The following is a 17,808-nucleotide window of genomic DNA, read 5'->3' as shown; positions in this document are numbered from 1 at the left end:
GATGCCGACCACTGCCGAACTGCCGGTGCGGGCGCGCGCTTCCGCCGCGCCCGCCCCGGCCCCACGCGTCATCCGGCGGCGTACGCATCCGATGTGGTTCCTGCTTCCGGCGTACGCCCTGCTGGTCGTCTTCTTCGTGCTGCCGACACTGTTCAACTTCGTGTACGCGTTCACCGACTGGTCCGGCTTCAAGAGCGCCATCAACCCGGTCGGCTTCGACAACTTCACGTCGCTGGCATCGGACGGCACGCTGTTCCGGTCGCTGCGGATCACCCTGATCTACGCCGTACTCGTCGCGGTCTTCCAGAATGTCTTCGGTTTCGGCCTGGCCGTTCTGCTCGAACGCGACACCCTGGTCAACCGGATCGCCCGGACGTTCTTCCTGGTGCCGGTGCTGATGTCGGCGCTCGCCGTCGGCTACATCTTCCAGGCGCTGCTCAAGCCGGCCGGCGCGCTCAACGGCGTCTTCGGGATCGGGTACGCGTGGCTCGGCGACACCACCTGGACGCTGGTGGTGGTCGCGCTGATCCACGCGTGGAAGTGGATGGGGTTGTCCATGCTGATCTACCTGGCCGGGCTGAAGACCGTGCCGGAGGACGTGATGGAGGCGGCCCGGATCGACGGCGCGTCCCGGTGGCGCACGTTCTGGACGATCCGGGCGCCGTTGCTCGCTCCGGCGGTCACGTTCACGGTGGCGACCGCGCTGCTCGGCTCGATGAACGGCTTCGACATCGTGCAGGCCACCACCGGCGGCGGGCCGGCCCGCACGACCGAGATCCTCAACATCTTCATCTACCGGACGTTCGGGCAGGGCCTGTTCGCGCAGGCCACCACCATGAGCCTGGTGCTGTTCCTGCTGGTGGCTCTCTTGGCGTTCCCGGTCATCTACCTGCTCCGGAAGCGGGAGGAGATCTTATGAGCGACCACCCGCTGTGGCGGCGGCTGCAACCGTTCGCCGCTCTGCTCCTGGTCGTCGGGCTGATCGGCGCACCGTTGTGGCTGGTGATCGTCACCGCCGGCAAGTCGCAGGGTGAGGCGATCAACCCGAACTTCTCCCTGCCGACGCACTGGCACCTGCTCGACAACGTGCGGCAGGTCTGGGTGGACGCGGACGTGCCGGCCGCGTTCCTGGGCAGCATGCTGATCGTCGCGCCGACCGTCGTGCTGGTGCTGCTGCTCGGCTCGATGGCGGCCTGGGTGCTCGCCCGGCGCACCTCGCGGCTGATGGCGGTGCTCTACGCGGTCGGCATCAGCGGCATCATCCTGCCGCCGGCCGTGGTCACCGTCGTGCTGCTGCTGCGGCAGCTCGGCCTGGCCGGCACCGCCATCGGGATGATCTGCGTCTACCTCGGCATCTACCTGTCCACGGTGATCTTCTTCGTGACCGGGTTCGTCCGCACCATCCCCGAGTCGCTGGAGGAGGCCGCGCAGATCGACGGCGCCGGCCCGATGCTGGTGTTCCGCCGGATCGTGCTGCCGCTGCTGCGGCCGGTGCTGGCCACCGCCACGATCCTGATCTGCCTGTACGTGTGGAACGACGTGTTCTACGCGTTCTTCGTGGTCGGCGGCCGGCTCGACACCCTGCCGCTCAACCTGTTCCGGGTGGCCAGCGCCGGCCTCTACCTGAACAACTGGCACCTGATCTTCGCGTACGTGATCCTGATGAGCCTTCCGCTGGTGGTGGTCTTCGCCGTCGCCCAGCGAAAGATCATCTCCGGCATCACCGGAGGTGCCGTGAAATGACCCCGTTGCTACCCGCGCCAGGCCTTCACTCGGGTCGCGGCGCGGGTGGCCAGGGTGACCGTGTCGGACTTCTCCGCCGAACCGGACTCCCAGCCGCCGTTGCTCACGAACGCGATCGTGTCGCCCTGCCGGACCGCCGCCCAGAACACCTGGTTGACCTGGTTGTCGATCGGCTCGCCGGCGTCGTCGGTGGCCGGGCGGGTCCGCTCGATCAGCTCCGAGTCGTCGCCGGCCCCGATCGAGCCGCGCAGGAAGTTCTTAGCGGTCACGCCGTTGTCCTCCTTCTGCGACGCGCAGCCGCGCACCGCCGCGCGCAGGTCCGTCATGAACTCGGTCGCGCCGGCGCCCTTGTAGACGATCACGTTCTCGTAGACGGCGGCCTTCGGGGTCGAACCCTCGGTCGCATCCTTGCTCGCGATCAGGAGCAGCTCGGTCCCGCGTACCCCGACCTGGTCCTTCTGTTCGTAGCCGGCCTTGCAGAAAGCCGGCAGCGCATTACCGTCCGAATCCAGTCGGTTGGGCTTCTCCTTGGCCTTCTCGGGAGCGTCGGACTCCTGCAGGAAGGCACTGTCGGGGATGCCGGCCGGGATCGCCTTGGCGGGCCCGGCCGAGGTCGGCGCCACCGATGGCGACTCGGCGGACGTCGGGGAGGGTGCCGAGGTCACGTCCGCCGCCGGCCGGTCCGGCTCGGTGCCCGAACAACCGGCGACGATCAGCGCCGCCACTCCCCCGACAAAACCGCTCGCCACTCGGCGACCATTCACCATCGTCATCCTCCGTGATTCGATGTGGGCATCATGTCCGATGTCGTCGAGCCGCGCCGGGTTTCCGGTGGCACCGCACGGCTGTTCCCGGTGCCGGTGGCTACCAACCCTGGATGCGGGCGGCGGCACGGGCGTGCCGGGCGAGGATGTCCTCGGTGTTGTCCGCGACCAGGTGTCCGTTCTCGACCACCGGCCGGCCCGCGACGACCGTGTGCCGGGCCGCGCTGGGGCCGCAGCGCAGCCACGCCTCGATCGGATCGGTGCGGGCCCCGGCGTACGCGACGCCTTCCAGCGGCCAGCAGACCAGGTCGCCGGCCGCACCCACGGTCAGTTCGCCGAGCTCCCCCTGCCGGCCGAGGCAGGCGGCACCGCCGCGGGTGGCGATGTCCAGGACCTCGCGGGCGGTCATCCCGGTCGGGCCGAGCCGCTGCCGGCCGAGCAGCAGGGCGGTGCGGGCCTCTAGCCACAGCGACGCCGAGTCGGTGGACGCCGACCCGTCGCAGCCCAGCCCGACCGGCACCCCGGCGGCCCGGAATTCCCGCACCGGGGCGAACCCGCCACCGCCGATCAGCATGTTGGAGCTCGGGCAGTGCGCGACGCCGACGCCGGCCGCCCCGAGCCGCTCGATCTCGCCCTGGCTCGGGTAGATGCAGTGCGCCACCCAGGACCGCCCGGTCAGCCAGCCCACCTCCTCGAACTGCTCGATCGGCCGGCGACCGAAGCGCTCCAGGCAGTAGGTGTCCTCGTCCGGGTCCTCGGCCAGGTGGGTGTGCAGGCGGACGTCGAGGCGCTCGGCGAGCTCGGCGGCCCGCGTCATGAGGTCAGGGCTGACGCTGAACGGCGAACAGGGCGCGATCGCGACCCGCACCATGGCACCCCAGCCCGGGTCGTGATGCTGGTTAACCAGGCGCTCGCAGTCGGCGAGGATCTCGTCCTCGTCCTGGACCACTTCGTCGGGCGGCAGCCCACCGTCCTTGCGCGAGACGCTCATCGAGCCGCGCGTCGGGTGAAAGCGCATGCCGAGCTCCCGGGCGGCGGTGATCTCCGCCGACCAGAGATCCCCACCGTTCTTCGGCGCGACATAGAGGTGGTCGGTGGTGGTCGTGCAGCCGCCGAGGGCCAGCTCGGCGAGCCCGACCCAGGCGGAGAGGTAGGAGGCTTCCTCATCGAGCCGGCTCCACAGCGGGTAGAGCCCGGTGAGCCACTCGAAGAGCGTCCCGTTGACGACCGGCCGATAGGAGCGGGTCAGGTTCTGATAGATGTGGTGATGCGTGTTGACCAGCCCCGGCGTGACAAGGCAGCCACCGGCGTCGAGCACCCGGGTCGCCTGCGGCGGCACATCCGTCGACCCGCCCACCCCGCTGATCAGCCCACCGGTGACGGCAACCCAGCCACCCGGGATCTCCCGGCCTGCGGGGTCGGCCGTGGCGACCAGCAGGGCGTTGCGGACGAGCAGGTCAGCGTGTTGATCCATACGGCTAATGTCGCACTCGCTCGTTACGAGCGCAGGACTCCGAAGACCACGCCGGCCACCACCGCGCCGATGATCGCACCGACCACCACCTGGGCGACGGTGTGGTCCTTCAGGTGAACCCGGGACCAGGCGACGCCGGCGGTGATCACGCTGGTGAGCAGCATCCACGGCCCGAACACCATGGTCAGCACCACGGTCGTTGCCGCGGCCACCCCCGCGTGGACGCTCGACTTCCAGAAGTGGTTGATGGCGGTGGCCACCACGCCGCCGGCCAGGGACGCCACGATCAGCGCCGTCAGCTCTCGCGGGGCATGTAACAAAAGGAGCAGAGCCACCCCGATCGTTACCGACGCCAAGCCGAACAACATCGGGCGCAATCGCTGCTCCCGCACCCCGATGTGCCGGTCTCCCAGGCGCCCGCGACGCACCCCGTGCAGGATCATCGCGTACGGGATGATGGCGCAGAACGTGCTGGCCAGCAGGCCCCACAGCAACCCGGCGCCCACCGACGACGCGGCCTGCGCGCCGACGATCAGCGGCAGCACGGCGGCCAGCACCGCGGGGGCGAAAACCTCGGTCAGGCCGCGTGCCAAGGTGTCTCTGGTGTTACGCACCGATCACATCCTGCCTTCCATGGGAGCGCTTCTCGTGTTGAAATGAAGATCTTCGATCCGACATGGGCTGCGATGCGTATCACTGGTGAACCGTGGCAGACACGCACGGCGAGTGGAGGTGCCGCGGTGTCCGGTAACGCGGGCAACAGGGATGAACGGAACTGGTTCGAGGCGGTCAGTGAGCCTACCCAGTCGATGCCGACCATTCCGCGGCAGCCGCCGCCGGTGGTGGTCGCGCGGGCGGTCATCGTCTATCAGGAGAAGCCGCGCAAGCCGTGGCGGCTGTGGGCGTTCACGGCCGTGCTGGTCGCGCTGACCATCGGGGTGGTGCTGGGGCAGACGGTGGCGTTCGAGCCGACCTACCGGTCCACCGCCAACGCGCAGACCCCGGCGCCGGCCGACGTGATCCAGTCGCTGCCGAGCACCGCGCCGGCCTGGCCGGACGAGGCGCACCGGCTGACCGCGCCGCTCGGGACGATCAAGACCCGTACCCTCGAAGTCGCCGCGACGTCGGCGACGGTGCTGCATGTGCGCAGCGCGGATCTGGGCGACAAGCTGTTCGACATCGCGACGATCGACCGCAGTGCGGTGCCGAAGCTGACGGACACCAAGGCCGCCGCCAAGGTCGATCTGACCAAGACCGGAGAGGCGGGCACGATCGGCGCGGAGATCCAGCTCAACGCGAAGGTGGCGTGGACGCTGAAGCTGACCGGCGGCACCAGCGAGCAGAACGTCGACATGCAGGCGGGCGGGGCGAAGGCGATCACGCTGGCCGGCGGCACCGCGCACGCGGTGCTGCAACTGCCACCCCCGACCGGCACGGTGCGTCTGTCGGTGGCGGGCACGATCGGCGAATTGAGCGTACGCCGTAAAACGGGCACCGCGGTTCGCCTGAAACTGACGTCCGGCGCCAAGTCGGCGACGGTCGATGGCAAGACGCAGGGCGAGGTGAAGCCGGGCACGCTCAGCTCCCCCGACTACAAGACCGCGAAGAACCGCTACGACGTGGCGATCTCCGGCGCGGTGTCGGCACTGGTCGCCGAGACGTTCTGAGGAGGGTCTTCGCCTACCCTTCCGTCGATCGCCTCGCGGAAGAGGTCGGCGTGGCCGGTGTGCCGGGCGTACTCGTCGTGCAGGTCGACGACGATGCGCCGCAGGTTGGGCCGGTTCCCGTCGCCGTCGGCGGTGAACTTCGCCGGCTGGTCCAGCCCTCCGTCGGCCAGCGCCGCCGCCATCGCCGCCCGGGACCGGGCCACCGCGTCCCGCCACAGGCCGTAGAGGACCTCGGGTGAGTCGTCGGCCGCGGTCCGCCAGACCCAGGCCGGATCGTCCCGGTCGGCGTCGGACAGCGGCGGCCCGGGCGGCCGGCCGCTGAAGTCGATCGTGTACCGCTCCTCCACCATGGCCAGGTGCTTGACCAGCCCGCCGAGCGTCATCGCCGACGGCGGATGCGCCCGGCCGAGGGCGGCGGCGTCGAGCCCGCCGGTCTTCCAGGCGAACGTGGCCCGCGACCGCACCAGCGCGAACAACAGCATCTCCTGCTCGCCGGCGGTCAGCGACGGCTCGTGGAACGCGATGTCGTCGGTCATGGCGCCCAGGTTAGGCTCGGTTCCGGACGTTCGGCGTCCGGAACCGGGAGCGAATCGTGAACCCCACCGCCCGCGCCCTGCAGACCCTCGACCTCGTCCAGAGCAACCCCGGCATCACCGCCGACCGCCTGGCCGCAAAGCTCGATGTGTCGGAGCGCGCCGCCCGCCGCTACGTCGGTTTCCTACGCGAGGCCGGCATCCCGATCGAGTCGTCCCGCGGCCCCTACGGCGGTTACCGCATCGGCCGCGGCCTGCGCCTGCCGCCGCTGATGTTCACCGCCGGCGAGGCTCTGGGCCTGGTGATGGCGGTCCTGGACGGCCACCACGACGCCGCCGAGGGCCCGGCCGGCGCGGCCCTCGGCAAGATCATGCGAGCGCTGCCGGAGCCGGTGGCCGCGCAGGCCGCCGCCGTACGCCAAAAAGCCGCCCCCGCCCCCGACCGCGCCGCCGCCCGCCCCGACCCGGCCATCACGGCCGCCCTGGTCGCGGCCTGCGAGCAGCGGCACCGGACGACGCTGCGCTACCGCACCGAGTCGGGAACCGAGCGGGACCTGCCGGCCGACCCGTGGGCGGTGGTGATCCGCCACGGCCGCTGGTACCTGTTGTGCGGCACCCCCAACGGTCGCCGCGCCTACCGCGTCGACCGGGTCCTGCACGTCGAACCGGGACCCGAGACCTTCGAACCACCGGCCGATCTGGACCCGGTCAAGGAGCTGGAGGAGCATCTCGCCACCGGCTGGGAGTTCGCGACCGACGTCCTGATCGACGCACCGCACGCCGAGGCGGCACCGCGCGTCCCGCCGAGCCTGGGCCGCTTGACCCCGGCCGGCGAGAACCGCTGCCGGCTGACCGGCACGACGAGCAACCCCAGGTGGTACGCCGAGCAGCTGGCCGCCGTCCCGGTTCCCTTCACGATCACCGGAAGCCCGGAGCTGAAGGCAGCAGCCCGCCGGATCGCCCACCGCCTGCTGGCCGCCACGGATTGATCGTTCGTAGGCTGGACCGGTGACGCGTCGTGGTCCGCGGTTTCTGGTGGTCGGGCCGGATCGGTTCGCCTGGTCCGTCGGGCACGCCCACGGGGCGGGCGACGGGAAGCGCTGGGTGGATTGCCGTGAGATCGTGCGGGTCCGCCGGGAAGGCGCCAAGGGCCAGCTCTTGTTGATCTTCAGGTCTCGCGACGGCCACCTCGCCGCGGACGGGTTCCTGATGCACGGCGGCTTGGTGATGCACGCCGATGGCCGAACCCTGAATCTCAACGAACCGGGCGTGGTCCGGGCGTTGCTCGACGCGGCGATCGCCGGCGGATGGCAGGCCGACGCGCCCGGTCAATCCGAGGTCGACGGATGGCCGCTGTTCGACGCCTGACCAGCGAGAACGGCGGATCGCCGCTTGGCCGTGCGGGCTATCCAGCGGCCGTCGCGGTGCTCGACCTCGATCGGATGGGCGAACGCCGCCGTTACGTTCTCGCTGGTCAGCACCGTGCCGACCGGGCCGGCGGCGGAGATCCGGCCGTCGGCGATCAGCATGGCGTGGGTGGTGGTCTCCGGGAGTTCCTCGAGGTGGTGGGTGACCAGGATCGAGGTCAGGCCGGGGTGGGTGTGGGTCAGCAGGTCGATGGTGTCGAGGAGCTGTTCGCGGGCGGCGACGTCGAGGCCGGTCGACGGTTCGTCGAGCAGGAGCAGCTCCGGGTCGGGGATCAGCGCGCGGGCGATCAGGGCCCGGCCGCGCTCGCCCTGGGAGAGGGTGGGCCAGATGTCGCCGGCCCGGTCGCCGAGGCCGAGCAGGTCGATCAGGTGGTGGGCGCGGTCGAGCTCGTCGCGGCCGGGCTGCCAGCGCATCGGGGTCTCGACGGTGCCGGTGATGCCGGTCAGCACGATGTCGAGGACGGTCAGCGGCGAGCGCAGCGGGTGGCGCGGGTTGACGTGCCCGATCTGCCGGCGCAGGGCTTGCAGCTCCACCCGGCCGAGCTGCTGACCGAGGACGTGCACGCTACCGCTGGTCGGATGGGTCACCGCGCCGCAGAACCCGAGGATGGTGCTCTTGCCGGCACCGTTGGGCCCGAGCATCACCCAGTGCTCACCGCGAGCGACGGTGAGGGACACCCCGTGCAGGATCTCCTTACCGTCCCGGCGAAAGGTGACATCGGCCAGATCAAGAACTGCCGTCAAGGGGAACCTCACTCGGGAACAGCCGCGGACTTCACCGAGGCGCTCAACGCATAGGCGGCACCGGCGGCGGCGTCCGGCTGCCGCTCCTGGATGGCGTGGAGGAGCCGCGCGTGGGCGGCGCCGACCTCGGGATCCTCCGGCAGCACGGCGGTCTGCTCGATGGATTCCTCGATCAGCTCGGCGACGGCGGCGTGCAGCCGGATGAGCAGCGGGTTGCCGCCGGCATGGATCACCGCGCGATGGAACAGGCCATCGGCATGCGAATAGCCCGCGCGGTCCCCGGCGTCGTGCGCCAGCTTCCGGGCCTCGAAACTCGCCGCGAGGTCGGCCAGCGCCGCCGGGGTGGCATGCTGCGCCGCGAGCCGGGCAGCGGCCGCCTCAAGACCGGCCCGAGCATCGAGCACATGCTCAAGAGCGGACAGGTCGTCCCGCACCAGCACCCCGGTGATCTCGTTGGTGGCACGCACATAGGTGCCGTCACCGATGCGAGCCTCCAGCAGCCCGGTCACGCTCAGCCCACGCAGCGCCTCACGCACGGTAGCCCGGCTGACATCCAGCTCGGCGGCCAGCTCATGCTCCCCCGGAATCTTCTGCCCGACCGCCCACCGCCCCGACGCGATCAGCTCCCGAAAGCCCTCAGAAACCTGCGTGACCAGCGGAATCTGCCGAACCGGCGCACGCATGCCACTCACCTCCGGCTACCGCCAACCCCGATCAGTCCCCCACCCTAGTGCAGATGTCAGACATCTGCACATCAAATATGGGTACGCGGCGTCCCAGCCCCCAACCGCACCAGCGCCGCACCCGCCGCGCACACCCGGCTGAGCGGCCCCGCCCGCCCCGTCGGGCCGCGACGGCCGGGGCGACCCCGCAACAACCAGCGGCGCGGCCGCGCTCGGCGGCCAACCCGGCCTGTCCGACCGCGGCCGTCACCTCGGGTCAGCGGGCCAGCCAGCCGCCGTCCACCGGCAGGACCGTGCCGTGGATGTAGCGGGCCGCGTCCGAGGCCAGGAACACCACCGCGCCGGCCAGGTCGGCCGGCGTGCCCCAGCGGCCGGCCGGGATGCGGTCGAGGATGGCCGTCGAGCGGGCCGGGTCGGCGCGCAGCGCGGACGTGTTGTCGGTGGCCATGTAGCCGGGGGCGACCGCGTTGACGTTCACGCCGTGCGCGGCCCACTCGTTGGCCAGGGCCTTGGTCAGGCCGACCACCGCGTGTTTCGCCGCCGCGTAGGCCGGGACCCGGATGCCGCCCTGGAAGGACAGCATCGACGCGACGTTGATGATCTTTCCGCCGCCGGGGGTGTCGAGCATGACGCGGCCGGCCGCCTGGGACAGGTGGAAGACCGCGGTCAGGTCGACGGTCAGGACGTCGTTCCAGTCGGTGGCGGTGACCGCGACCGCGTCGTCGCGGCGGATGATGCCGGCGTTGTTGACCAGGATGTCCAGGCGGCCGAACTCGTCGAGCACGGTCTGCACGGTGCCGGCCAGCTCGGCGGGGTCCGCCGAGCCGAGGTCGCCGGGCAGGTAGAGGACCCGGCGGCCGAGGGCGGCCACCGCGGCCATCGTGTCGGCGGGGGCGGAGCGGCACAGCAGGGCCACGTCGGCGCCCGCCTCGGCCAGGGCGATGGCGCACCCCTGGCCGAGTCCGCGGTTGCCGCCGGTGACCAGGGCGACCCGGCCGTCCAGGCGGAAACTGTCCAGGATCATGCTCAGTGGCCCAGGTCGCGCAGCATCGGCACGGTGCGGCCCACCCACGACAGGTTGACGTCCTCGAAGGCACCCTGGGTGCGCTGGGTGCCGGCCAGGAACCACAGGTAGTACGTGGTGTAGCCGGGCGCGCTGGCCACCGTGTGGTAGCCGGACGGCATCATCTGGACGGCGTGGTTGCGGGCGGTGTAGTTCTCCTCGTACCCGTCGTCGGTGTAGACCCGGGAGATCCCGAAGCCGTCGCCGGGCGACACCCGGAAGTAGTACATCTCCTCGTGGGCGGCCTCGCCGGGCAACTCGTCGAACTTGTGCCGATGCGGCGGGAAGGTGCTCCAGTTCCCGGAGGGCGTGTAGGTCTCCCCCACGATCAGTCGCCGCGCGGGCAGCTCGGGCTGGGCGATCTCGGTGAGGATCTGGTGATAGGTCCGGCCGAAGTTGGCGGCACCCCAGCGGCCGGCGGCGACCTGGTCGGGCGCGATGACGTAGGGGTCGGTGGCCAGGTCACTGGGCGCACTGGGTAGCGCGATCTCCACCGGGGAGGACGCGGAAATCGTGTAGGAGGACCCGGCCGGAATGTAGACCGAGTGCGGTTTCCCGCCGAACACGTTGGGCCGCCCGCCGACCGTGAAGGACGCGGCGCCGACGGTGAACGACGCGAACCCGCCGAGCACGACGGCCAGGATCTCGCGGTCACCGGACTCCCCCGACCACGATTCGCCGGCGCCCAGCCGTAGGAGCTGGAAGTCGAGCAGCGAGCACGGATTGAAGGGCAACGAGTTCACGCCGGACGCCGACGGGATCGTGCAGTGGTACTGGTAGTCCATGGGTCTCCTCACCAGGGGTCGGTCCAGTCGGGACGGGTGATGCGCGTGAGCGCCTCCAGGTAGAAGTAGTCGCCCCAGAGATTGCCCTCGTCCACCCCCACGTCCTTGGGTTTGTCGTAGACGCCGTGCAGGATCAGCGCGTTGGAGTCCGGTTCGCCGGCCGTCGAGTAGCCGTCGATCAGCGACGTGAGAATCCGCCCGGCCGCCGCCCGATACCGCTCCCCGCCGAGGGTGAGCAGCCCGCAGACCGCGATCGCCGCCGCCGAGCTGTCCCGCTCCTGACCGCTCCCGTCGCCGAAGACGAGATCCCAGTAGGCGACCGCGTCGGCGGGCAGCCGGCTGAGGAACCGCTCGGCGCAGCGCTCGGCGGCTTCCCGCAGGGTCGGATCGCCGGTGTGCCGGTAATTGAGCGCGAATCCGTAGATCCCCCACGCCTGCCCGCGGGCCCAGCACGACTCGTCGGAGCTGCCCTGCTCGGTCTCGCCGCGCAGCGGTTCTCCGGTCACCGGGTCCCAGTAGTAGGTGTGGAAGGTGGTGCCGTCCGGCCGCAGGATGTGGTCGCGCAGCTGGGTGGTGTGCCGCCGGGCCACGTCGGCGTAGCGCGGGTCGCCGGTCACCTCGGTCGCCCAGAACAGCAGCGGCGTGTTCATCAGGCTGTCGATGATGGTGCGCCCCTGCTGCCGCGGGTCGGTCATGTCGCCCCACGCCTGGATGATCCCGGCCGGTTCGAGCACCCGGGTCAGCAGATGGTCGGCGGCGGCGACCGCGGCGTCCCGGGCGACCGTGTCACCGGCCAGCCGCCACGGCACCACGCAGGAGAGCGTGTAGAGGAAGCCGAGGTCGTGGGTGTCCACGTCGGACCGCGACGCGATCCGGGACGCGAAGCTGGGCACGTGCCCGGCGGCCGCCCGCGCATACGACGGGTCCCCGCTCAGCTCGTGGGCGAGCCACAGCATGCCCGGCCAGAAACTCGTCGTCCAGCCCACGTTCCCGCCGCGGTCGGCATATCGGCCGCCGTCGGTGGTGTCACCCGGATAGCGCAGGCCGAACTCCGCGATGTTCGCGTCGACGGTGCGCAGGGCGGCGGCCACGGCCTCGGCGTTGGGACGGACGTCGGTCGCCGTCATGCGGCTCCTCTCGTAGCGGGCAGTACGGCATTGAGCGAAAAGCGGCTCCCGGCCCACACCAGGTAGAGCAGTGGGGCGGCGGCCAGGCCGAGCGCGAGCGCCGGCCGGCTGGAGAGCAGGGCCTCGAACAGGCCGAGCACGGCCAGTGAGAACAGCGTCAGATACCAGTGCCGGACGGCCAGGTAGAGGCTGACCCGGCAGGCGTCCCGCACCCGGACGGCCGGCCGCTCGGACAGCACGACCAGCGCCGGCAACGCGGTCGCGACCACCAGGATCATCGCGACGACCAGGATCGGGATGACCAGCGCACCGGCCTGGCGACCCCAGACGAACCGCAGGTCGACGCCGAGCACGACGACCACGGCGGTGGCGGCCGCGGTGAGCGGTGCGGCCCGGCGCGCCGAGGCCCGCCACACCCGCGCGAAGGTCCGGGCCGCGGCGGTGTCGCGATCGGCCGAGTACGCGGCGAGCACCGCGAACGCACCGCACAGGCCGGGACCGGCCAGCGGCGCGAACAGCGCCAGCAGCGGCCAGGATCGGGCCGGGTCGGTGGTCATCAGCAGCACGACCAGCGGTGCGCAGGACAGGATGAGAAGGACGTTGGTCATCAGGCCCACGTAGGCGATGTCGAAGGCCAGGCCGATGCGGGCGGACATCGCGCTCATCCCTTCAGCCCGGTGCTGGCGATGCCTTCGACGAAGTAGCGCTGCCCGAGCAGGAAGATGATCGCGATCGGCAGTACCGACAGCACCGATCCCGTCATGATCAGCGCGTATTCGGCGTTGTAGGTGTTCACGAACGTCTTGAGGCCGATCTGGATCGTCCACAGGTCGCGGCTGCGCAGGTAGATCAGCGGCCCCATGTAGTCGTTCCAGGTCGTCACCAGGGTCAGCAGGGTGAGGCTGGCCAGCGCCGGCACCGACAGCGGCAGCATGATCCGCCGGTAGATGCCGTACTCGCTCATCCCGTCGATCCGGGCCGCGTCGAGCAACTCGTCGGGGATCGACTCGTAGTACTGCTTCATCAGGAAGACGCCGAACGCGCCGAACGCCTGCAACGCGATGATCGACCACAGGGTGTCCGACAGGTGCAGCTTCGAGAAGAGGATGAACTGCGGGATCATGTAGGACTGCCAGGGCACGGCCAGGGTGCCGATGTAGGCGAGGAACAGCACGTTGCGGCCGGGGAAGCGGACCTTGGCGAAGCCGTACGCGGCGAAGCTGCCGGTGAACACCTGCAGGAAGGTGACCGCCACCGACAGGATCAGGGTGTTCTTGAGCCAGGTGGTCAGGTCCGACTTCTGCCAGATGTCGACGTAGTTCTTCCAGACGACCGGGTCGGGCAGCCACTGCACCGGGATGGTGTAGACGTCGTTGTTCGACTTCAGCGACGACATCAGCATCCAGTAGAACGGGACGAGGATGGCCGCGGCGGCGACGAGCAGCGCCGCATAACCGAGCAGCCGGTAGCCGCGCCGGCTTCGGGCCGGTGGCGGGTCGAGCGCGAGCCGGGTGTCGGCGACCGGTACTTCGAGCAGCGTCATCAGTCGGTCCCCCGCCGGTTGATCACGAACTGGACGATCGTGATGACGAAGCAGATCGCGAACAGCGCGATCGACACGGCCGACGCGTAGCCGAACTGGTTCTCCACGAAGCCCTTCTGGTAGATGTACTGCGACAGCACCAGGGTCGACTGCCCCGGCCCGCCGTTGGTCATCACCAGGATCACGTCGAAGACCTTGAAGCTGCCGATGGTGAGCAGCACGACCACGAAGAACGTGGTGGGCCGCAACCCGGGCAGGGTCACCGCACGGAACCGCTGCCACGCGTTCGCGCCGTCCACCTTCGCCGCCTCGTAGAGCTGACCCGGGATGGTCTGCAGGCCGGCCAGGAACAGCAGCATGTAGTAGCCCATCTCGCGCCATGTCCCGACCACGATCACCGCGGGCATCGACCAGTCGGCGGAGGTGGTCCAGCCGGGCGGATTATCGATGCCGATCCCGCGCAGCACCGCGTTGATCGGCCCGTAGCCGGGGCTGAACAGCATGTTCCACACCTGGGCGAGCGCCACGATCGACGTGATGTAGGGGAAGAACGCGACCGTCCGGAAGAACGCGACGCCGCGCAGCCGCTGGTTGAGCAGCAGCGCGAGGGCGAGCGCGGCGCCGAGGGTGAGCGGGATGTGGAAGACCGTGTAGTAGACGGTGTTGCGCAGCGCGGTCCGGAAGCTGGCGTCATGCAGCATCTGCCGGAAGTTTTCCAAACCGGTCCACTCCGCGCCGCCGAACACGTTCCAGCTGGTGAACGCGTAGTAGAACAGCAGCCCGACCGGCACGAGGGTGAGCACGGCGAAGCCCACGAAGTTGGGCAGCAGGAACGACCAGCCGACCACCGTGTTGCGCAACACCTGCCGGCCTCGCCTGCGGCGGGCCAACGGCAACGATGTCATCTCAAGCTCCCGGGTGGTTTCGGTGCCGCGGGTGTACGGCGTGAGGCCCCACCCGCGGCACCGGCTGTCACTTGTTGAGGACCTCGGTCTTGGCCCGGTTCTGGGCCTCGGTGATCGCCGCGTCCACGCCCTTGCTGCCGGACATGACCGCGGTGTGCAGGTCGGACAGGATGTTCTGCAGCGCCGCCGTGTACTTGCTGACCGGGTTCTCCGGCTTCGTGTCGTGCTTGGTGAAGGCGAACTTGGACAGGTCGTCCTGCGGCACGCCGGGCAGCTGGAAGAAGGTGTCCTTCACCGCCTCGGTGTCGGCCGGGGTGATCCCGATGCCGGCGAGCGCCTTCGCACCGTCCGCTCCCGCGGCGTACGCAAGGAATGCTTTGGCCGTTGCCTCTTTGTTCTTGCCGATCTTGGGGTTGATGCCGAGGCCGGTCGGGTCGCCGAAGGTGACCGGCGTGGCCGAGGTGCCGGTGGTGGCCTTGGTCTGCTGCGGCGCCGGCGCGAAGCCCCACTCGAACTTCTCGGCGTCGCCGGTGCCCTGCTGCTTGAGGAGGGTCGCGATATACCACGAACCCATCACCATCATCGCGGCCTGCTGCTTACCGAACTGCGCCTGATAGGTGAGGCTGTTGGTGGTGGCGTCGCCGAACTTGACCTGCGCCCCGGCGTTCTGAAGATCAAGGGCACGGTCGTAATACGGTTTGAGGTAGCTGAAGTCGCCGCTCTCGATGGTGGCGCCGCTGGTCTGGGCGAGCGCGAAGCCCTGCACGGTCGACTGCCAGATGTGCTCGTAGTCGCCGACCGCCTTGGACCCGGCCGCCTTGAGCTTGGCGGTCAGCTCCTTCGACGCGGTCGCGTAGTCGTCCCAGGTCCACGAGCCGTCCGGCAGCGAGACGCCGGCCTTCTGGAAGAGCGTCTTGTTGTAGTAGAGGACCCAGGAGTCCTGCCGGTACGGGATCGCCCAGGTCTTGCCGTCGGCCTGGTAGCTGGAGATGCCGCCGACCTTGTCGCCCAGCTTCGACGCCACGTCGGACACGTCGAGCAGCTGCTTGCCGTTCTGGTAGGTGTAGAAGTTCTTCAGCGTCTTCTGGGCGTAGATGTCGGGGGCCTTGCCGGCGGCGAGGTCGGCGACCATCTGGGTGTCGTAGTTGGCGGCGTCGTATTCCTTGAGCTCCACGGTGACGTCGGGGTGGGTCGCGTGGAAGCCGTCGGCGAGGGTCTTGAACTCCGGTGTGGTGGCGAAACTCCAGCCGGCGAGGGTCAGCGTCTGCGGACCGGACGAGGATCCCTCGTCGTCGCCGCTGCTGCAGCCGGTCAGGACCAACGAGATCGCCGCGGTGGCGCCGAGGACGGCCGCGATCGAGCGTTTCATCGGTACTCCTCTGTTGTTAGTGGAGTGCGGGTGTGGATCCCGTCGGGCCAGGTGGCCCGCACCTCCCACCCGTGGTCGATTTCGATCACCGCGCGCGGCGGCGGGACCGGGTCGCGCTGCAGGCTGACCAGCGCCGCGACCCACTCCCCCGGGGTCGCGGCCCACTCGAGCCAGGGCACGGTGGTGACGCCGCCGAGGGGGCCGGCGTCGTCGTGGCGCTCCGCGCCGGGCGTGGCCGCGCCGATCAGCGGGACGAGGTGTGAGAACAGGTCGCCGGTGACCGGCCAGCCGCCGATCCGCAGCCGGCCCGCGGTGTCCGAGCACGCGAGGCGGATCTCCCACGGGCCGCGGACCAGCGAGAACACCGTGATCTTCCCGGCCGGCCGGGACTCGCCGGTGCGGCCGTGGCCGTGGTCGCGCTGCTCCGGGCCGGGCGCGTTCCAATGCGCGAGGCCGGTGGAGCCGGCCACGCCGACCTCGCCGTCGACCCGGACGGTCAGGGTGCGGAAGCCGGTGCGGTGCGAACGGCGGGCGGTGTGCGGGTCGATCAGCACCGCCGACTGGTCGAGCGGATCGGTCCAGCCGCTCTCGTCGAGGATCGGGGCGGTGGCGGTCGAGTAGCCGATCCGGGCGTAGAGCGGGGAGTCGCCGGTGGTGGCGCCCTCCACGTCGTGGTCGGTGCCGTGGTTGATGACCCGGACGATGCCGTCGGCCCGCGCACCGGAGATCAGCCAGCCGGGGGCGCGGACCGCCCGCAGCACGTCGCCGGTCTCGATCGGCAGCGGCTCGGCCGGCTCGGTCCACACCGGATGGTCGGCGGGCAGCGCGATGCCGAGCATCCCCTTGCTCGCCCAGTAGGGCGAACCCGGGCCCGAGTAGGCCTGGGCGAGCCGCGGCCACGGCCGGTGCCAGCCGATCGGGAGCAGGCCGTCCTCGCCCGGGACGCCGCGGTCGGCGAAGTGGTGGACGACCCGGTCGGCGGCGTGCCGGAGCGCGCCCGGGGTCAGCGACGGCACCCCGGCCAGGGCACCGGCCCAGAACGGCGCGGCGGCGGCGAAGCGGTAGGTGAGGCTGCGGCCCTGGATCAGCGGCGAGCCGTCCGCGCCGATCATCGCGATCGCGTCCTGCAGGAAGCGGTCGAGGTCGGCCGTGTATTGCGCCGTGCGGGACGCGGCCAGGTCGCCGGCGCCGGCCATCCGCGACCACAGGGTCGGGTAGATGTGCAGCGCCCAGCCGTTGTAGTGGTCGTAGGCGCGGGTCGCACCGTCGGCGAGCCAGCCGTCGTCGCGCCGGAAGCTGTCGTGGGTGTCCAGGTCGGCGACCATCTCGGGGCCGGACCACGGGCCGCCGACCGAGCGCAGGAAGGTCTGCACGACCAGGCGGAACCACACCCAGTTGGTCTGCGGGTAGGTGTCGTCGCCGACCGCCGGGGACAGGTAGTCGACGATCCGCTCCTGCACCTGCGGCTTGAGGCGCTCCCAGATCCAGGGGCGGGTCAGGTCGAGGATCAGGGCGATCGAGGCCGCCTCCACCTTGGCCTGGCCGTGCTCCTCGAGGCGGGTCCAGCGCTCGCCGTCGGGAGCGTCCGGGTCGGTGCCGGTGGTGAGGCCGGTCGCATACCACTCCGCCAGCTCGTCCAGGCCCCGGCCGCGCTCCCCGGCCAGCCGGAAGCCGGCCAGCAGGAACGTGCGGGCGAAACCCTCCAGGCCGTCGATCGCGCGGCCGTAGCCGCCCTCGGCGCCCGGGAACGTGATGCGGGCGTGGCCGGGGGAAGCATGCCGGCGGGCGGCGGCCAGCATCCGGTCGGCCGGCCGCAGCCAGTCGTCGCGGGTGTGGCCGGTGCTGTTCTCGGGCACGCGTCACTCTCCGAAGGGCTCGGTGGGTGGGGGTTGAGGAACGTGAACGCGGGTGGTTTCCGGGACGTTAAACGCTCAGAATCAGTCATGTCAACGCCATGTTCATCCTGATTGGAATCAGAAGT

Annotated in this window: 19 protein-coding genes; 5 read left to right on the top strand and 14 right to left on the bottom strand. The window is 70.5% G+C overall.

All coding sequences use genetic code 11. The features are described 5' to 3' along the window. Window position 1: 1 nt before the first annotated feature. On the top strand, window positions 2–919 hold the full coding sequence (locus Adu01nite_RS27730) for a carbohydrate ABC transporter permease (RefSeq protein ID WP_203730810.1): 918 nt from the start codon (window positions 2–4) through the stop codon (window positions 917–919). Continuing rightward, the gene (locus tag Adu01nite_RS27725) at window positions 916–1,743 is read left to right on the top strand and encodes a carbohydrate ABC transporter permease (RefSeq protein WP_203730808.1); all 828 of its coding nucleotides are present in this window, start codon (window positions 916–918) and stop codon (window positions 1,741–1,743) included. The genes Adu01nite_RS27730 and Adu01nite_RS27725 overlap by 4 nt, the downstream gene beginning before the upstream one ends. Before the next feature lie 8 nt (window positions 1,744–1,751). Here the strand turns inward: Adu01nite_RS27725 and Adu01nite_RS27720 are convergent, their stop codons facing one another. The 3 genes from Adu01nite_RS27720 to Adu01nite_RS27710 form a co-directional block, all read right to left on the bottom strand. Next, window positions 1,752–2,492, bottom strand: coding sequence for a hypothetical protein (locus Adu01nite_RS27720; RefSeq protein ID WP_203730806.1), 741 nt, complete (start codon window positions 2,490–2,492; stop codon window positions 1,752–1,754). A gap of 115 nt (window positions 2,493–2,607) precedes the next feature. Further along, window positions 2,608–3,981 carry an 8-oxoguanine deaminase gene (locus Adu01nite_RS27715; protein WP_203730804.1) on the bottom strand — a complete coding sequence of 458 codons (1,374 nt, stop codon included), beginning with the start codon at window positions 3,979–3,981 and terminating at the stop codon, window positions 2,608–2,610. A 23-nt stretch (window positions 3,982–4,004) separates the two neighbouring features. After that, window positions 4,005–4,595 (bottom strand): phosphoesterase PA-phosphatase, encoded by a 591-nt coding sequence (locus tag Adu01nite_RS27710; RefSeq protein ID WP_239132740.1) that lies wholly within the window; start codon window positions 4,593–4,595, stop codon window positions 4,005–4,007. A 195-nt stretch (window positions 4,596–4,790) separates the two neighbouring features. Here Adu01nite_RS27710 and Adu01nite_RS27705 point away from each other — a divergent pair, with 195 nt between their 5' ends. After that, complete coding sequence (locus tag Adu01nite_RS27705) at window positions 4,791–5,648, top strand: hypothetical protein (RefSeq protein WP_203730802.1); 858 nt, start codon at window positions 4,791–4,793, stop codon at window positions 5,646–5,648. Here Adu01nite_RS27705 and Adu01nite_RS27700 read toward each other — a convergent pair. Then, the gene (locus Adu01nite_RS27700; protein ID WP_203730800.1) at window positions 5,594–6,184 is read right to left on the bottom strand and encodes a mycothiol transferase; all 591 of its coding nucleotides are present in this window, start codon (window positions 6,182–6,184) and stop codon (window positions 5,594–5,596) included. The two genes, Adu01nite_RS27705 and Adu01nite_RS27700, sit on opposite strands and share 55 nt — an antisense overlap. A gap of 56 nt (window positions 6,185–6,240) precedes the next feature. Here Adu01nite_RS27700 and Adu01nite_RS27695 point away from each other — a divergent pair, with 56 nt between their 5' ends. Continuing rightward, the gene (locus Adu01nite_RS27695) at window positions 6,241–7,170 is read left to right on the top strand and encodes a helix-turn-helix transcriptional regulator (RefSeq protein ID WP_239132739.1); all 930 of its coding nucleotides are present in this window, start codon (window positions 6,241–6,243) and stop codon (window positions 7,168–7,170) included. 19 nt (window positions 7,171–7,189) lie between these two features. Continuing rightward, complete coding sequence (locus Adu01nite_RS27690) at window positions 7,190–7,549, top strand: hypothetical protein (protein ID WP_203730798.1); 360 nt, start codon at window positions 7,190–7,192, stop codon at window positions 7,547–7,549. On the opposite strand, the gene Adu01nite_RS27685 is transcribed toward Adu01nite_RS27690, so the two are convergent. The 10 genes from Adu01nite_RS27685 to Adu01nite_RS27640 form a co-directional block, all read right to left on the bottom strand. Further along, on the bottom strand, window positions 7,510–8,352 hold the full coding sequence (locus Adu01nite_RS27685; RefSeq protein ID WP_203730796.1) for an ABC transporter ATP-binding protein: 843 nt from the start codon (window positions 8,350–8,352) through the stop codon (window positions 7,510–7,512). The two genes, Adu01nite_RS27690 and Adu01nite_RS27685, sit on opposite strands and share 40 nt — an antisense overlap. Window positions 8,353–8,360: 8 nt before the next feature. Continuing rightward, a complete protein-coding gene (locus Adu01nite_RS27680; protein WP_203730794.1) occupies window positions 8,361–9,035 on the bottom strand; it encodes a FadR/GntR family transcriptional regulator in 675 nt (224 codons plus the stop codon). 256 nt (window positions 9,036–9,291) lie between these two features. Beyond that, on the bottom strand, window positions 9,292–10,059 hold the full coding sequence (gene kduD / locus Adu01nite_RS27675; RefSeq protein WP_203730792.1) for a 2-dehydro-3-deoxy-D-gluconate 5-dehydrogenase KduD: 768 nt from the start codon (window positions 10,057–10,059) through the stop codon (window positions 9,292–9,294). A 2-nt stretch (window positions 10,060–10,061) separates the two neighbouring features. Further along, window positions 10,062–10,883: a 5-deoxy-glucuronate isomerase gene (gene iolB / locus Adu01nite_RS27670; protein ID WP_203730790.1), complete on the bottom strand. Its 822-nt coding sequence runs from the start codon at window positions 10,881–10,883 to the stop codon at window positions 10,062–10,064. A gap of 8 nt (window positions 10,884–10,891) precedes the next feature. Then, a complete protein-coding gene (locus Adu01nite_RS27665) occupies window positions 10,892–12,010 on the bottom strand; it encodes a glycoside hydrolase family 88 protein (protein ID WP_203730788.1) in 1,119 nt (372 codons plus the stop codon). Then, window positions 12,007–12,666 (bottom strand): hypothetical protein, encoded by a 660-nt coding sequence (locus tag Adu01nite_RS27660; RefSeq protein WP_203730786.1) that lies wholly within the window; start codon window positions 12,664–12,666, stop codon window positions 12,007–12,009. The genes Adu01nite_RS27665 and Adu01nite_RS27660 overlap by 4 nt, the downstream gene beginning before the upstream one ends. Before the next feature lie 5 nt (window positions 12,667–12,671). After that, window positions 12,672–13,553 carry a carbohydrate ABC transporter permease gene (locus tag Adu01nite_RS27655; protein ID WP_203730784.1) on the bottom strand — a complete coding sequence of 294 codons (882 nt, stop codon included), beginning with the start codon at window positions 13,551–13,553 and terminating at the stop codon, window positions 12,672–12,674. Beyond that, entirely contained in the window at window positions 13,553–14,458 is a 906-nt protein-coding gene (locus tag Adu01nite_RS27650) for a carbohydrate ABC transporter permease (RefSeq protein WP_203730782.1), read from the bottom strand. Before Adu01nite_RS27650 ends, Adu01nite_RS27655 begins: the two co-directional genes overlap by 1 nt. Before the next feature lie 67 nt (window positions 14,459–14,525). Then, window positions 14,526–15,827 carry an ABC transporter substrate-binding protein gene (locus Adu01nite_RS27645; protein ID WP_203730780.1) on the bottom strand — a complete coding sequence of 434 codons (1,302 nt, stop codon included), beginning with the start codon at window positions 15,825–15,827 and terminating at the stop codon, window positions 14,526–14,528. Next, entirely contained in the window at window positions 15,824–17,683 is a 1,860-nt protein-coding gene (locus Adu01nite_RS27640; protein ID WP_239132738.1) for a DUF2264 domain-containing protein, read from the bottom strand. Before Adu01nite_RS27640 ends, Adu01nite_RS27645 begins: the two co-directional genes overlap by 4 nt. Between the last annotated feature and the right edge of the window lie 125 nt (window positions 17,684–17,808).

The sequence above is a fragment of the Paractinoplanes durhamensis genome (assembly GCF_016862175.1).
GTDB classification, from domain to species: Bacteria; Actinomycetota; Actinomycetes; order Mycobacteriales; family Micromonosporaceae; genus Actinoplanes; species Actinoplanes durhamensis.
This window is presented reverse-complemented; position numbering and strand designations above follow the sequence as displayed.

Excerpts from the sequence above, each read along its gene's own strand:
- Adu01nite_RS27715 (WP_203730804.1), bottom strand. The coding sequence starts at position 3,981 with ATGGATCAACACGCTGACCTGCTCGTCCGCAACGCCCTGCTGGTCGCC.
- Adu01nite_RS27665 (WP_203730788.1), bottom strand. The coding sequence starts at position 12,010 with ATGACGGCGACCGACGTCCGTCCCAACGCCGAGGCCGTGGCCGCCGCC.
- Adu01nite_RS27705 (WP_203730802.1), top strand. The coding sequence starts at position 4,791 with ATGCCGACCATTCCGCGGCAGCCGCCGCCGGTGGTGGTCGCGCGGGCG.
- Adu01nite_RS27700 (WP_203730800.1), bottom strand. The coding sequence starts at position 6,184 with ATGACCGACGACATCGCGTTCCACGAGCCGTCGCTGACCGCCGGCGAG.
- Adu01nite_RS27650 (WP_203730782.1), bottom strand. The coding sequence starts at position 14,458 with ATGACATCGTTGCCGTTGGCCCGCCGCAGGCGAGGCCGGCAGGTGTTG.
- Adu01nite_RS27680 (WP_203730794.1), bottom strand. The coding sequence starts at position 9,035 with ATGCGTGCGCCGGTTCGGCAGATTCCGCTGGTCACGCAGGTTTCTGAG.
- kduD (WP_203730792.1), bottom strand. The coding sequence starts at position 10,059 with ATGATCCTGGACAGTTTCCGCCTGGACGGCCGGGTCGCCCTGGTCACC.
- Adu01nite_RS27725 (WP_203730808.1), top strand. The coding sequence starts at position 916 with ATGAGCGACCACCCGCTGTGGCGGCGGCTGCAACCGTTCGCCGCTCTG.
- Adu01nite_RS27730 (WP_203730810.1), top strand. The coding sequence starts at position 2 with ATGCCGACCACTGCCGAACTGCCGGTGCGGGCGCGCGCTTCCGCCGCG.
- Adu01nite_RS27645 (WP_203730780.1), bottom strand. The coding sequence starts at position 15,827 with ATGAAACGCTCGATCGCGGCCGTCCTCGGCGCCACCGCGGCGATCTCG.
- Adu01nite_RS27655 (WP_203730784.1), bottom strand. The coding sequence starts at position 13,553 with ATGACGCTGCTCGAAGTACCGGTCGCCGACACCCGGCTCGCGCTCGAC.
- iolB (WP_203730790.1), bottom strand. The coding sequence starts at position 10,883 with ATGGACTACCAGTACCACTGCACGATCCCGTCGGCGTCCGGCGTGAAC.
- Adu01nite_RS27660 (WP_203730786.1), bottom strand. The coding sequence starts at position 12,666 with ATGTCCGCCCGCATCGGCCTGGCCTTCGACATCGCCTACGTGGGCCTG.